General features: G+C 72.9%; 8 protein-coding genes and 2 pseudogenes. 4 read left to right on the top strand and 6 right to left on the bottom strand.

All coding sequences use genetic code 11. The features are described from left to right. Nucleotides 1–105 precede the first annotated feature (105 nt). Nucleotides 106–1,569, bottom strand: coding sequence for an ALF repeat-containing protein (locus ACFY2B_RS20215; RefSeq protein WP_390764463.1), 1,464 nt, complete (start codon nucleotides 1,567–1,569; stop codon nucleotides 106–108). A 482-nt stretch (nucleotides 1,570–2,051) separates the two neighbouring features. Between ACFY2B_RS20215 and ACFY2B_RS20210 the strand changes: the two genes are divergently transcribed. Further along, on the top strand, nucleotides 2,052–4,598 hold the full coding sequence (locus ACFY2B_RS20210; protein WP_390764462.1) for an exo-alpha-sialidase: 2,547 nt from the start codon (nucleotides 2,052–2,054) through the stop codon (nucleotides 4,596–4,598). 42 nt (nucleotides 4,599–4,640) lie between these two features. On the opposite strand, the pseudogene ACFY2B_RS20205 reads toward ACFY2B_RS20210, so the two are convergent. The 3 genes and pseudogenes from ACFY2B_RS20205 to ACFY2B_RS20195 all read right to left on the bottom strand — a co-directional run. Then, nucleotides 4,641–5,782: pseudogene (locus ACFY2B_RS20205) on the bottom strand (XdhC family protein). Beyond that, nucleotides 5,775–7,919, bottom strand: coding sequence for a xanthine dehydrogenase family protein molybdopterin-binding subunit (locus ACFY2B_RS20200; RefSeq protein ID WP_390764461.1), 2,145 nt, complete (start codon nucleotides 7,917–7,919; stop codon nucleotides 5,775–5,777). Before ACFY2B_RS20200 ends, ACFY2B_RS20205 begins: the two are co-directional and overlap by 8 nt. Beyond that, nucleotides 7,916–8,500: pseudogene (locus ACFY2B_RS20195) on the bottom strand (FAD binding domain-containing protein); the annotation flags it as partial. The pseudogene ACFY2B_RS20195 and the gene ACFY2B_RS20200, both read right to left, overlap by 4 nt. 103 nt (nucleotides 8,501–8,603) lie before the next feature. Between ACFY2B_RS20195 and ACFY2B_RS20190 the strand changes: the two are divergent. Both ACFY2B_RS20190 and ACFY2B_RS20185 read left to right on the top strand, forming a co-directional pair. Next, the gene (locus ACFY2B_RS20190; RefSeq protein WP_390764460.1) at nucleotides 8,604–9,821 is read left to right on the top strand and encodes a sulfite oxidase; all 1,218 of its coding nucleotides are present in this window, start codon (nucleotides 8,604–8,606) and stop codon (nucleotides 9,819–9,821) included. A gap of 212 nt (nucleotides 9,822–10,033) precedes the next feature. Further along, nucleotides 10,034–10,891, top strand: a complete 858-nt coding sequence (locus tag ACFY2B_RS20185; RefSeq protein WP_390764459.1) for an NAD-dependent epimerase/dehydratase family protein — start codon at nucleotides 10,034–10,036, stop codon at nucleotides 10,889–10,891. A gap of 89 nt (nucleotides 10,892–10,980) precedes the next feature. Here the strand turns inward: ACFY2B_RS20185 and ACFY2B_RS20180 are convergent, their stop codons facing one another. Further along, a complete protein-coding gene (locus ACFY2B_RS20180; protein WP_390764458.1) occupies nucleotides 10,981–12,201 on the bottom strand; it encodes an alpha/beta fold hydrolase in 1,221 nt (406 codons plus the stop codon). A gap of 228 nt (nucleotides 12,202–12,429) precedes the next feature. On the opposite strand from ACFY2B_RS20180, the gene ACFY2B_RS20175 reads away from it, so the two are divergent. After that, on the top strand, nucleotides 12,430–13,029 hold the full coding sequence (locus tag ACFY2B_RS20175; RefSeq protein ID WP_390764457.1) for a DinB family protein: 600 nt from the start codon (nucleotides 12,430–12,432) through the stop codon (nucleotides 13,027–13,029). A 105-nt stretch (nucleotides 13,030–13,134) separates the two neighbouring features. Here the strand turns inward: ACFY2B_RS20175 and ACFY2B_RS20170 are convergent, their stop codons facing one another. Next, the gene (locus ACFY2B_RS20170) at nucleotides 13,135–13,812 is read right to left on the bottom strand and encodes a DUF429 domain-containing protein (protein ID WP_390764456.1); all 678 of its coding nucleotides are present in this window, start codon (nucleotides 13,810–13,812) and stop codon (nucleotides 13,135–13,137) included. Nucleotides 13,813–13,961 lie beyond the last annotated feature (149 nt).

Here is a 13,961-nt window from a genome sequence, read left to right as displayed (position 1 = left end):
GGACCTACCGACCTGCCGCTGTGCGCGGACGGACCGACTCGGGGTCTGGTCGGGTCGTCACCGATCGCCGAGCACCAGCGCGGCCACGGCTCGCTGTATGGCGCATCAGCCGGCCGTACAAGTCGCCTTGGCCGCCTGCCCGCATCCACGACTTCCGTTGTTCCGCAGGAAGCGGGCACCTCGTCCCGATTCCGCGGGGAGACAGGCATGTTGGGGCCTCAGAAGGGCACCGGCCGGACAGGACCCCGCTACGACGACGCGGCAACCGAGAGCTTCCGGGCCGTCGCGGAAGTGGAGATCGGCACCCGCGCTCGCGGCCGAGTGGGCGGCGTCGCCCGCCGCGTCGGCGGCCACGGCCGCCTGGTCGGCGGCATCGGCGGCGAGGTCGGCACCCTTGGCGGCGTCGCGGGCGTCCTCGGCCGCCTGCCCGGCGGCAGACGCGTCGTCGGCGTCGACCGCGGCGGCGGCGGCCGCGTTGCGTGCGCGGGAGGCCGCCTGGGAGGCGCCGGACGCGGCGGCGGCCGCCCGGGAGGCGGCGTTCGCGGCGACGCGCGCCGAGTTGTTCGCGGCGTTGGCCGCGTCGATCGCCTTCTGCGCGGAGGCGGCGGCCTGGGACGCCGCCGTGGCGGCGCGCTTGGCGGCCCGCGCGGCCTTCGCGGTGTCGTCCTTGGCGGCCTCCGCCTCGGTGGCGGCCTCCAGCGCCGCGTCCTTGGCCAGCTCGGCGGCCTTGACGGCCTTGGCGGACTCGGTCCTGGCGGCCGCGGTCTGCGCGGCGGCTTCCTTGCCCGCTTCCTTCGCCTGCTGGGCCAACTGGGCGACGGTGGCGTGCTCCTGGTCCTTGGCGAGGGCGACGAACTGGCCGACCTGCAAGAACTCGGTGATGTCCGCGGCGCTGCCGCGCAGCGCGAGCTGCCCGGCCGCCCGTACGTTGGTGCCGCCGGCCCCGATGATCTGCGTGACCTGTACCCGCTCGTCCTGCTCACGCTGCGCGTACTGCGTCTCGTTGAGGAACGCCCTGACGTCCTCGGCGGAACCGGCCAGCGCGGCCCGCCCCGCGTCCTGCACATGGGGGCCGCCCGTGTCGATGATCTGGGCGACCAGGACCCGGTTGTCCTGCTCCATCGGGTCTTCCCAGCCGTCGTCCAGGAAGTCCTCCAGCGTGGCGGCGGACCCGGCCAGCGCGGTGCGGGCGGCGGTCAGCAGCTCGGGGCCGGCGACCGAGGCGAGCTGCGCGGCACTCACCCGCTCGTCCTCGAAGGACAGGTCGTCCGCCACGGCCAGGAACGCCTGCATGTCGGCGTCGGTGCCGGTCAGCGCGGCCTCGGCGGCCGCCTTGACGCCGGGACCGCCCTCTCGCCAGTGCTCGACCACCAGATCGCGGTCGCTCGCCGTCGCCTCCGCCGCGGCGACGGCGACCGGAGCCCCGGTGGCCGCACGCCCGGCGGCCGCGGCCGGTACGGGGCTGAGGAGGCCGAGGGTCAGCGCCAGGGAGAGCAGGGTCAGGGCTGTTCTGCGTCTGGCACGGGAAGATGTCCTGCCCGTATATGCCTCATGAATTATTCGATTCACTGCCTACTCGTCTCGGTTGACGACGGCCGTATGTGATGTGCCGTCGGATGGGAGAGGCGAGCACAGCTTTGGAACTCGCATGGCGAATAGGGTTTCCGTCGGCCGGGGATGCGGTCTTGAATGTCCGGCATTTCTCTGTTTTCGCGACCTTCGTGATCACCTTCCCCTTCGCCGGGAATTCCGCCTCGGTGCGTGCCGGTGCGGCTGCCAACCTGTGGTGGAGCAACGGAAGTTGTGTGTTGACGGTGAGTGTGCCGGTGGTTAGGGTATGGATCGCTTTCGCGTTTCGGCCGGACGGCGGCCTGTTTTATTACCGTCATCGGCTTTTCATGGACACGGTGGACGCTCCGTACGGACATCCCTGGAAGCGGCGGGAAATCGGTGCGCCAGAAATGCGCGGGGAAGTCGACAGTACCTGTTCGTGTAGAGGTGACGGGCCGACAGGCGCGGTCTACGGGAAACGCGCAGGAAGAGGTGTGGATATGACTCGCTCGAATTTCCGAAGAACGCTGCTGCGAGCGGCCGGGAGCGGCTTGGCCCTGGCACTGGCTCTGCTGGTCCCGGCGACGAACCCGGAAGGAACCCCCGCGGCGACGGTCGCGCAGGCGATGCCGGCGACGGTCCAGGGCGCGGCCGATGCGGGTTCGTTCGACGAATCCGAACTGTGGGATTCGACCGCCGAGGACGCCTACGCCAGTTTCCACGTACAGGGCCTCGCGGTGGTTCCCGAGGGAACCGTGCCGCCGGCCGGGGGCGGACAGGCGCTGCCCGACGACGTGGTGCTCACCTTCACCGAGGGCCGGTTCGTCACCGCGGACGGCGGGGACAAGGACCTGCTCGTCCGCCGCAGCACGGACGGCGGGCGCACCTGGTCGGCCAGTGCGCCCGTGGTGCCGGCCGAAGCGGGCCAGAGCTGGGGGAGCGCGACACCGGTCGTGGACGAGCAGACGGGCCGGGTGTTCCTCTTCTACAAGGGCTCCGCCGACGCGGACGGCGTGGGGTCCGTCTTCGTCAGGCGGAGCGACGACGCCGGGGCCACCTGGTCGGCCCCCGAGGACCTGACGTCGTTGTTCGCCGCCAACCCGTACGGATGGACACGCAACAGCCCGACCCCGGGCCACGGAATACAACTGCGCACCGGCCGGCTGCTGATGCCCGTCACCCACCGGGCCGCCACGACCGCCGCGGACGCCAACTACGGCGTCGACATGCTGTACAGCGACGACCACGGCGTCACCTGGCGGCGAAGTGCCCCGGTCCCGGTGGACACCGCCTACCCGATCAACGAGAGCCGCGTGTACGAGCGCAACGACGGATCGGTGGTCGTGGGCGGCCGGTGGGGCTCCGGCGGTACCCGCTACCGCATCACCGCGACCAGCTCCGACGGCGGAAAGAGCTGGTCGGCGCCGGTGATCGACGGCGCGGTCGCACCGTTCAACTCGGTCGACGCCGGCCTGCTCCGGTACAGCCACGGCTCGGTCGACCGGCTGCTGTTCAGCCGGCCGGACTCGTCCGCCCGGGAGAACATGACCGTCTCGATCTCCTACGACGAGGGAGCGAGCTACCGCTACAGCCGCGTGGTCGACACCGGCCCGTCCTACTACTCCGACCTCGCCCGGCTGTCCGACGGCACGATCCTGCTGGTCTACGGCAGGGACGGCAGCGACCCGAGTTTCCCCGAGCGCATCGCGATGGCCCGGTTCGACCTCGCATGGCTGACCCAGGGGCGGGACAGCCTCGCCACCGGCCCCGGTCTCACCCGGTACGACTACGAACTGGCCACCCCGGAGGCGCGCACCGACACCGGCGGGTCACCGTCGATCGTGTCCGACCCCAACGCCCTGGGCGGCAGGAGAATCGGCTACACGGCCCCCGGCGGTGCGGGCGACTACGTACAAGTCCCCTTCGACGTCGCCGAGGCGGGCACCTACGAGGTGGCCGTACGGGTTCACCGGCACCGCTACCGGGGCGTGCTGCGGGTGAGCGTCGACGACAGAGCACTGACCCAGGGCCTGATCGACCCGACGGTCCTGAACGACCTCGCGGCTCTCGACGACCCCGCGGTGCCGGTGGGCGAGGGCTACCAGGTCTACCGCCTCGGGACCGTCACCCTGGACGTCGGACGGCATACGATCCGGTTCACCCTGGCCGGCCCCGGTTACGGCGGTGACAAAGGCATCGGAGTCGATCAACTGACCCTGACCGCGGGCGGATCCGCCCCGGATGTGCCGGACGCGGTCGCGGACAACGACTTCGCCCCCGGATTCGAGACCGTCTCGGGTGCCTGGACCAGGGTGGCCGGGACCGCCGGGAATTACGGGCAGAGCTGTCACCGGCACGCCGCGAGCACGAGCGGCGCCCAGGTGCGCTTTCGGCCGGACGTGCCCATGAGCGGCGTTTACGCGGTCTCCACCTGGTACCCGGCGGACAAGACCCTGACCTCCCGCGCCTCGTACGTGGTCGAGCACGCCGAGGGCCGGACGACCGTCAAGGTGGACCAGAGTTCCGGCGGGGGCACCTGGGTCCCCCTCGGCGAGTTCACGTTCTCCGCCGGTGGCGGGGGCGCGGTCGAACTCTCGGCCGACGCCGGGCAGGAGATCGCCGCCGACGCGGTCCGCCTCTCCTACCGGGGCGCCGTGGTGGACAACGATTCGGCCGGCTACGAAGCTGTCGCGGGCGACTGGAACAAGGCGACCGGCGTCACCGGCTACTACGGGGACAGCTACCGCACCCATCCGGCGGGCACCGGCGACGCGGTGGTCCGCTGGCGTGCGGACGTGCCGGTCGGCGGAGCCTGCGAGGTGGCCGTCTGGTACACGGCGGCGAGCAACCGCGCGTCCGACGCCCCCTACACCGTCCACCACGCGGGCGGGTCCACCGTCGTCCGGGTCGACCAGCGCGAACACGGGGGCCAGTGGGTCTCGTTGGGCGACTTCAGGTTCACCGCCGGTCAGCCGGCCACCGTCGAACTGTCCGACGCCGCCGACGGATATGTCATCGCCGACGCCGTACGCCTCGTCCGCCGGTAGCGCGGCGCCGTCCCCGGACGGGACGCGGGCGGCTCCGGGACATCACACCACCACCTCGGTGCCCCGGGCCGCCCCTTCCCGGTGGATGGGGGTGCCGGAGCCGGTGAGCGGGGCGCCGGTGCCGTCGTAGCGGGTCGCGACGATCTCCGCCGCGATGGACAGGGCGGTCTCCTCGGGTGTCCGGGCACCGAGGTCGAGGCCGATCGGCGACCGCAGCCGGGCCAACTCGGCCTCGGTCAGGCCCGCTTCGCGCAGTCACCTCAGGCGGTCGGCGTGGGTGCGGTGCGAGCCCAGGGCGCCGACGTACGCCACCGGCCTGCGCAGCGCCTCCACCAGCAGCGGTACGTCGAACTTGGCGTCGTGGGTGAGCACGCACAGCACCGTGCGCGCGTCGGTCGGGGTGCGCCGCAGATAGCGGTGCGGCCAGTCGACCACGACGTCGTCGGCATCGGGGAAGCGGGCCCGTGTGGTGAACACGGGACGGGCGTCGCAGACGGTGACGTGGTGGCCGAGGAACTTGCCGATGCGCACCAGGGCGGCGGCGTAGTCGATCGCACCGAAGACGATCATGCGGGGCGGGGGAGTGCTCACCTCGACGAGCAGAGTGAGGCCACCGGGGCACTGCGTCCCGTCCTCCGACAGGCCGAGGGTGTCCGTACGGCCGATGTCCAGCAGGGCGCGTGCCTCGGCCGCCGCGGTCCGGTCCAGCCGCGGGTGCCCGCCGAGCCCGCCTTCGTGGGAGCCGTCGGCGCGCACGAGGAGAGCGGCGCCGAGGAGTTCGTCCGGACCGCGGACCACCCTGGCGACGGCTGTCGGCTCACCGCGGGCGGCGGCGGCCAGCGCGGACCGGAACACCCCTCTCAGGGATCCTCGCGTGCGGACCGGAGTGAGCAGGATGTCGATGACCCCGCCGCAGGTCAGGCCGACGGCGAAGGCGTCCTCGTCGCTGTAGCCGAAGCGCTGGAGGACGGTCTGTCCGTCCGCCAGCACCTGTTGGCACAGTTCGTAGACGGCACCTTCCACGCAGCCGCCGGAGACCGAGCCGACCGCCGTGCCGTCGTCCGCGACGGCCAGGGCGGCGCCGGGCGGGCGCGGGCGCTGCCGCTCGTGGCCACGACCGTGGCCACGGCGAAGTCCCGGCCCTCCTCGACCCAGCGGTCGAGATCCCCGGCCAGGTCAAGCATCCGGCGCCCCGCCGGTCAGGATCCGGTCGGGCCGGATCGGCAGGTCGCGGTGCCGGACTCCGGTGGCGTGCCAGACCGCGTTGGCGACGGCCGCCGCGGCACCCACGTTCCCGACCTCGCCGATGCCCTTGACGCCGACCGGGTCGTCGGGGTCCGGGCCGTCCACCCAGTACGCCTCGATGTGCGGCACGTCGGCGTGCGCGGCGATGTGGTAGCCGGCGAGATCGGCGCCGACGAGACCGCCGGTGGCCCGGTCCAGGGTCGCCTCCTCGTGCAGGGCCATGGAGATGCCCCAGATCATGCCGCCGACGAACTGGCTCCGGGCGGTCAGCGGGTTGACGATCCGGCCGGCCGCGAAGACGCCGAGCATGCGGCGCACCCGTACCTCGCCGCTCGCGGGATCCACGGCGACCTCGGCGAACTGGGCTCCGAAGGTGTGCCGTTCGCGCGGCGCCTGCTGGGCGAGACCGACGACCGCCGCGGTGGTGTCGGCCCGTGCGGTGACGCCCTGAGGCGGGACGGGTACGCCGGGGACGAGCCGTTCCCGCAGCTCGTCCGCCGCCATCCGGATCGCCCAGGCCCAGGACCGGGTGCCCATGGAGCCGCCGGCGAGGACGGCCGGTCCGAAACCGCTGTCCCCGACGTGTACCCGGACTCGGTCCGGGGCCACCGCCAGGGCGTCCGCGGCGATCAGGGTGAGCGCGGTCCGGGCTCCGGTGCCGATGTCGGCGGCGGCGATCCGTACGCTGAAGGTGCCGTCGGCCTCGGCGGTCACGGAGGCCGTGGAGGGCGCGGCCCCCACGTGGTAGGTGGCCGCGGCCGTGCCGGTCCCGAGCAGCCAGCGTCCGTCCCGGCGGACACCGGGCCGCGGGTCCCGCTCGGCCCAGCCGAACCTGCGGGCGCCGTAGCGGAAACAGGCGATCACATTGCGGCTGCTGAACGGGTTCCCGGACACCGGACCCCGTTCGGGCTCATTGCGTACGCGCAACTCGATCGGGTCGATCCCGCACCGCACGGCCAGTTCGTCGATCGCCGACTCAAGGGCGAACGAGCCCGGGGCCTCACCCGGCGCGCGCACGTACGACGGGGTCGGTACGTCGAGACGTACGACCTCGTTGGCTGTGTGGTGGGCGGGTGCGTCGTACATCACCCGGGACACCGAGGTGGCCGGCCCGACGAGGACCCGCACGGTCGAGGTCATGTTCAGCGAGCGGTGCTCCAGTGCGCGCAGCCGGCCGTCCCGGTCGGCGCCGAGCCGGACGCGCTGGGCGGTGGCGCTGCGGTAGCCGACCAGCGAGAACATCTGACGGCGGGTCAGGACCACCCGTACCGGGCGGCGCAGCAGGGTCGCGGCCATCACGGCGGCCACCTGCTGGACGCGGACCTCCCCCTTGCTGCCGAAGGCGCCGCCGACGTGTTCGGCCCTGACCTGGACGGCCGCCGGGTCGAGCCGGAACAGCTTGGCGAGGTGATCCGCGATCCAGGAGCTGCCCTGGTTGGAGTCGAAGACCTCCAGGCGGTCGCCGTCCCAGCGGGCCGTCGCCGCATGGGGCTCCATCGGGTGGTGGTGCTCCTGCGGGGTGGTGTACTCGGCGTCCAGGACGACGGCGGACGCGGCGAGTTCGGCCTCCAGGTCGCCCTTCTCGGTGACTCCGGGCCCACCCGAACCCGCCGCCGGGTAGGCGTCCGGGCGTTCGGCGGAGAACGCGATGTCGAAGGGTTCCGTGTCGTAGTGCACCACGAGCGCCTCGGCGGCCTTTCTGGCCTGCTCGGAGGTCTCGGCGACGACCAGCGCCACGGGCCAGCCCGCGTACGGCACCTGGTCGGTCTGGAAGAGGGCGACGATCGGGTCCGGCTTCGTGCCCAGTACCGGCAGGACCCAGTCGGCGTCGACCGGCAGGGCGTGCCCGTGGTGCAGGACGTCCAGCACGCCCGGCATGTCACGGACGGGACCGGCCTCCACCGAGCGGACGCGGCCGCGGGCGACGGTGGACAACACCAGCCGGCCGTGGGCGAGTTCGGCGAAGGGGACCTCCCCCGCGTAGCGCGCGGCCCCGGTGACCTTGTCCCGGCCCTCCACGCGGACGTGCGCGGTGCCGACGGACCGGGCGGCCGGTGCCGCGGTGGTCGTGGTCATCGGGTGGCCTCCTCGGCGAGTTCGGTCAGCACGGCCACCGCGAGGTTGCGCATCAGCGTCACCTTGTATCCGTTGTGCGCGAGCGGCCGTGCGGCTGCCGGCTCCGCCGCCGCGGCCGCGGCGAAGGTCTCGGCGTCCGCCGGGGCACCGGTCAGTACGCGTTCGGCCGCGCGGGCCCGCCACGGCCGGGACGCGACCGCCCCGAAGGCGAGCCGCGCCTCGCGTACGACGCCGTCGCGGACGTCGAGCGCGGCGGCGACCGAGCCGATGGCGAAGGCGTAGGAGGCGCGCTCGCGCACCTTGCGGTAGCGGGAGCCGGCGGCCGCCGGTACCGGCGGCAGCGTGACCCCCGTGATGAGCGCCCCCGGCGGCAGCGCGGTCTCCTGGTGCGGGGTGTCACCCACCGGGAGGTAGAAGTCGGCGAGCGGCAACTCGCCCGGCCCGTTGGTTGTCCGGTACGTGACGACGGCGTCGAAGGCCAGCAGCGCCACGCCCATGTCCGAGGGATGGACGGCCACACAGTGCTCGGAGGCGCCGAGGATCGCGTGGTTGCGGTGCTCGCCCGCCACCGCGGGGCAACCGCGCGGCGCACCCCCGCAGCAGTCCGGACCCATAGGTCCGGGTTATGCACCCATCGGGATCAGTCCCCTACCGGACGCCCGGGACCACGCGCAGGGTGGACACATGTCTGGCTCGACGAACACCCAGCGGACACCTGATCCCGAGACGATCCGCAAGGTGGTCAAACCCACCCCCGCGGAGCTGATGGAGGACACCGGCACGGGCCTGGACTACGGGACCCGGCCGGACCGCATGCCGGGCTTCCTCACCCCGAACGACCGCTTCTTCCTCCGCAGCCACGCGCCCACCCCACGCCTGGACCCGGTGACGTGGACCCTGCGGATCGAGGGCAGCGGGGCCCGTGAACCGGTCGCCTACACCTACGACGACCTGTGGAACCGGTTTCCGCTGGTGTCCGTGGTGCGCACCATCGAGTGCGCCGGCAACCGCCGGGTGCTGTTCGGCGAGGAGACCGGGCACCGGTTCGCCGGCACCCCGTGGGGACGCGGTGCGATCAGCACCGCCGAGTGGACCGGCGTCCGGCTGCGCGACCTGCTCGAACCGGCCGGGATCACACCCGGCGCGCGCGAGGTCATGCCGGAAGGGCTCGACGAGATCCGGGCCCGCCGTCCGATGCCGCTCGCCAAGGCATGGGCCGACGACACCCTGGTCGCGCTGGCCATGAACGGGGAGGTGCTCCCGCCCGACCACGGATTCCCGGCCCGCCTCGTGGTGTCCGGCTGGCTGGGCGCGGCCAGCATCAAGTGGCTGGGCCGCATCGAGGTCTCGGACCAGACCCTGTACGTGCCCTGGAACACCGAGGACTACGTACTGATCGGACCGGACTTCCCGGCGGCCGGGCCCGCGCTCGGCCCGGCGATCACCGGGCTCACCGTGACGAGCCTGGTCGAACTGCCCTGGCCGGCACGGCTGCGACCGTGCCCGCAGACGATCCGGGGACGGGCGTTCGCGGGGGAGAACCGGGTCGTCGGCGTCCAGTACCGGATCGACGAGGGGCCCTGGCAGGAGGCGCTGATCACCACACCGGCGACGCCGGGCGTGTGGGTGCGCTGGGAGTTCGGCTGGACTCCGGCGCCCGGCGCGCACACCGTCCGCGTACGGGCCACCGACGACCGGGGCACCACACAACCGGAGTCCAGTCCGCCGAACGAACTGGGCTATCTCCACCACTCGGTGGTGGCACACCCCGTACACGTCGCACCCACGGCGGACGGTGGGGGCCGGGACGGCACGGCACGCCGTCGGATCCGGCGCGGTGCCGGATCCGCCCCGGACGGGGCGGCCGTGCCGGGCAGCTCCCAGGCCGTCGTGGACCGGTGACACCGGCGCCCGGAGAGTGTGTCGCGGCGCGGAGCGCGGACGCTCCCGCCCGCCGTCCGCGGACGGCGGGCGGGCCGAAGTCGTCGGCGGGCGGACGCCGTTCCCCCGGCTGCCGGGGTGTCCGACCAGGGGACCGCCCTGGCGTCCCGCGGCGGCCGGAGCAAGGATGGGACCGCCATCAGGAGCGAACGTTCGAATCTGGAGCACAGCGCATGAGTACAGTCGCCGTCACGGGGGCCACCGGCAAGACCGGCCGGGTCGTGGTCGCGGAGCTGGTCGAGCAGGGGTACAAGGTGCTTGCCGTGGACGTCGCGGTGGGACCGGCCGAACGGGCGTGGGCGAGCGGACTGGGCGTGTCGCTGATGCGTGCCGACCTCACGGACTACGGCCAGGCCGTGGACGCCCTGAGCAAGGTGCGAAGCGTCGTCCACCTGGCCAACATCCCGGCCCCCGGCCTCTACCCCGCCCCGCACACCCTCACGACGAACACGGCGATGAATGACAACGTTTTCCTCGCCGCCGCGCACAACAAGCTGGACCGCGTCGTCTGGGCGTCCAGCGAGACCACCCTCGGCCTGCCCTTCGACGTTCCGCCGCGCTACGCCCCGGTGGACGAGGGCCACTATCCGCACCCCACCTCCACCTACGCCCTGTCCAAGGTCCTGGGCGAGACCGCGGCCGAGCAGATCGCCGGCTGGTCGGGCATTCCCTTCGTGGCCCTGCGCCTGTCCAACGTCCATCTCGTCGAGGACTACGCGCTGGTGCCCGGATACTGGTCCGACCCGCACGCGCGCAAGTGGAACCTGTGGGGTTACGTGGACGCGCGCGACGCGGCGCAGGCGTGCCGACTCGGCTTGACCGCGCCCGTCACGGGTGCGTCCAGCTACGTCATCGCCGCCGCCGACACGATCATGGACCGCCCCTCCGCGGACCTCCTCGCCGAGGTCTTCCCCGGGGTGGAACTGGCCCGGGAGACCGGCACGTACGAGACGCTGCTCAGTGTGGCGCGGGCCCGTGAGGTCCTCGGGTACGAGCCGCGGCACTCGTGGCGGGACCACGTGAACGGCTGAGGCGGTCCGGGACGGCGAGGGCTCCCGTCGGCGGAAGCGGAGCGGGCCGATGCCGGGAAGGCACGGCCCGCCCCGCCTTCCTTCCCGGCTCAGCAGGTGCTCGACGCGGCCTTTCCGGCGAACCGGTCCGCGAGCCACGGGACGCCCGCGGCACTCGTGCCCGTACTGGCGGCGACATGGGTGGGGATGTGGTTGCTGGTGAACTCCACCGTCACACCCAGCCGGCACCAGTCGGCGGCCAGCCGCTCGCCGACCCGGTGGGGGACGACGTCGTCCAGGACACTGTGCGAGAGCAGGACGGGCATGGCGGGCCCGCGCTCGCCGAGCCGCTGCTGCGCCACGATCCTGTCCCACGGCGCGTGCCGGAGACGATCCGTCAGCGGCCGTCCGTCCACCGTCAGGGTGCGGGATCGCAGGAACGGGTAGGCGCCGACGGCCTGGGCCGTGCACCGGTTGTCCCGCAGGTCATGGGTTACCTGCCGGCCCCGGGAGTTCAGGTACGGGTCGATGTCGACACCGTACGCGGCGCCGAGCCCGGCGAGGGCGTAGGGGAGGAGCGCGGAGTGGGCGGAGCCGTCGAGGCTGTCGGCCACCGCGTCCAGGTCCGCGGGGGGAGCGCCGACGACGGCACCCCTGACCTTCAGCTCCGGCGCGTAGGTGTGGGCGAGTTCGGCCGCGGCGGCCGCCGCCGCGCCGCCCTGGGAGTAGCCGTAGAGAGCCACCGGTCCGGACCCGGGGAGGTGCGCCGTGGTCAGACGCCGGGCCGCCCGGACGGAGTCCAGGACCGCGCGGCCCTGCGCCTCGCGGTCCAGGTAGGTGTGGACGCCGGGTGTGCCCAGCCCCTGATAGTCCGTCACCACGACGGCGTAGTCCTGGTCGAGGAGCTTCTTGATGAACAGCCCCTCGTACTCGGTGCCCTCGGCCAGTTGGCGGGAGGGGGCGCACTTGTCCGCCAGCCCCTGGGTTCCCGGGGCGAAGGCGACCACGGGAAGCGGGTTGTGCCGGGGGGCCCGGGGGACGAGCACGGTGCCGGTGACCGCGATGGGCCGCCCGGTGCGGTCGGTCGTGCGGTACATGATCCGGTTGACGTTCGCCTCGACCTCGACCGCCTTGAGGGGGTCCAGGTGGAAGGCGGTCGGCTCGGAGCGGATCAGGTCACCGTTGTGTGCGGGCAGGCGCGCGGGCGGTTCGTAGAAGTGCGGACGGTCGGCGGCGGCCGTGGCGGCGTGCGGGAGGAGGGGAAGGACCGCGGTGGCCGCGGCGACGAGTGGTGCCACGGCACGCCTGCCCAGAACACGACGGCACAGCATGAGGACTCCTCGGTCACGGGACGGGGAGATCCCACGGCTACCTGAACGGTGGTGACCGGACGAGGGACTCCGCCGGACCGTGACTCGCATGGCGCAAATAGTGCCAAAGTAGGATTTTTTCGAGTCGAGCGGGTGGCCTTGTTCTCGCTCCGCCCGCCCGGCGGATGACGCTCCCGCGCGGCGTCCGGCCGAGGTCCGGTGTCAGTGCCGGGTGGGAGACTGCCCGCCATGGTTGAACCGGACCCGAAAACGGACCTTCACCGCTATCTGCAGGACGCCCGCGAGGCCCTGCTGTGGAAGCTGGACGGACTGTCCGAATACGACGTCCGCCGCCCGCTCACACCCACCGGCACCAATCTGCTGGGGCTGGTCAAACATGTCGCCGGGGTGGAACTGGGCTACTTGGGCGACGCGTTCGGGCGGCCGTACTTCGACGGGGAGCCGCCGCCCTGGTGGTACACGGAGGACGCCGAGACCAACGCCGACATGTGGGCCACCGCTGAAGAGTCGCGGGAACAGATCGTGGAGCTGTACCGGCGGGCCTGGCAACACTCCGACCGCACGATCGAGGCGCTGGCACTGGACGCGACGGGCCGCGTTCCGTGGTGGCCCGAGGAGCGGCGCGAAGTGACGCTGCACCACGTCGTCGTACGGGTGATCGCCGAGACCCACCGGCACGCCGGCCACGCGGACATCGTGCGCGAGCTGATCGACGGGTCGGTCGGGGAACTGGAGGGCAAGGACAGCACACCGTCCGGTGGGCGGGCCTGGTGGGAGAGCTACCGGCACCGGCTGGAGCAGGTGGCACGGCAGGTCGGCGACGGCTGACGGCGCCCGCCGCCGCGACACTCGCGCGCCCGCCGGGGCGGCGCCCGGCCGACTGGCCCGGCGCGCCCGGCTGTTCAGCCGGGGCACCAGCTAGTCGTGCTCGGTTCAATACGTGATGGTGATCGGGCGGCCCGCCGCGTCGCGCTCCGGCGGGTCGGGAAGGCTGATGGAACGGGCGGTGGCGACGCGGTGGGCGGACCACGCCGCCGCGGCGGCGTCGAGGACGTCGTCCGCCGGTACGGTGTCCGCCGCGCCGAGCGCGTCGGGCAGTGAGATGCCCTGCCGGGCGAGGAGCGCGCGGCGCAGCACCTGGCCGCCCCAGCTCCGTTTGCCGTGGGCGAGCGGTGTGCCGGCCATCGCGCGGAAGGCGACCTCGGGGTGGACCTCGTGGAGCCGCTCCGGGTCGAGGGTCCAGCACTCGCGCGCGTCCAGGACCTTGGCGCGCAGGGCGAACGCCTGGCGGCTCAGTCCCTTTCCGGTGAGGTCGCGGCAGAGGGAGTTCGCCGCCGGGTGGTCCGGCACGTCCCAGACCGGCCGGGGCGGGGCCATGAAGACGCTGCTGTGCCGGGCGCCGAGGAACGCCTTCGCGGCGCGGTCGGCCGCGCGCCAGCCGGACTCCGGCAGGCCGAGCGGGATGTCGACGCCGACGGCGGCCGCTTCGGGGCAGTGCAGAAGCAGGTCGGCGAGGCGGGCGGCGACCATGCTCCCGGCGTACACGCCGTCGGTCAGCCGGATCCCGACCCACCCCTGCCGCCCACAGGCGTCGACACCCACCACATCCATGAAAGCCACCCCCGGCACGAGCGCACCCCGTCGCCCGCGACGTTAACAGGTAGGCCGGATATCGACAGTTTCGTTCTGTAAAGTCCCTGTCCTTTTGCGGGTGAGCGGTCCTACCCGCTCCTGGCTGGAGGGCCCGTGACCGCTCCGGT

This window comes from Streptomyces sp. NPDC001270 (assembly GCF_042896695.1).
In the GTDB taxonomy this organism is placed as follows: domain Bacteria; phylum Actinomycetota; class Actinomycetes; order Streptomycetales; family Streptomycetaceae; genus Streptomyces.
This window is presented reverse-complemented; position numbering and strand designations above follow the sequence as displayed.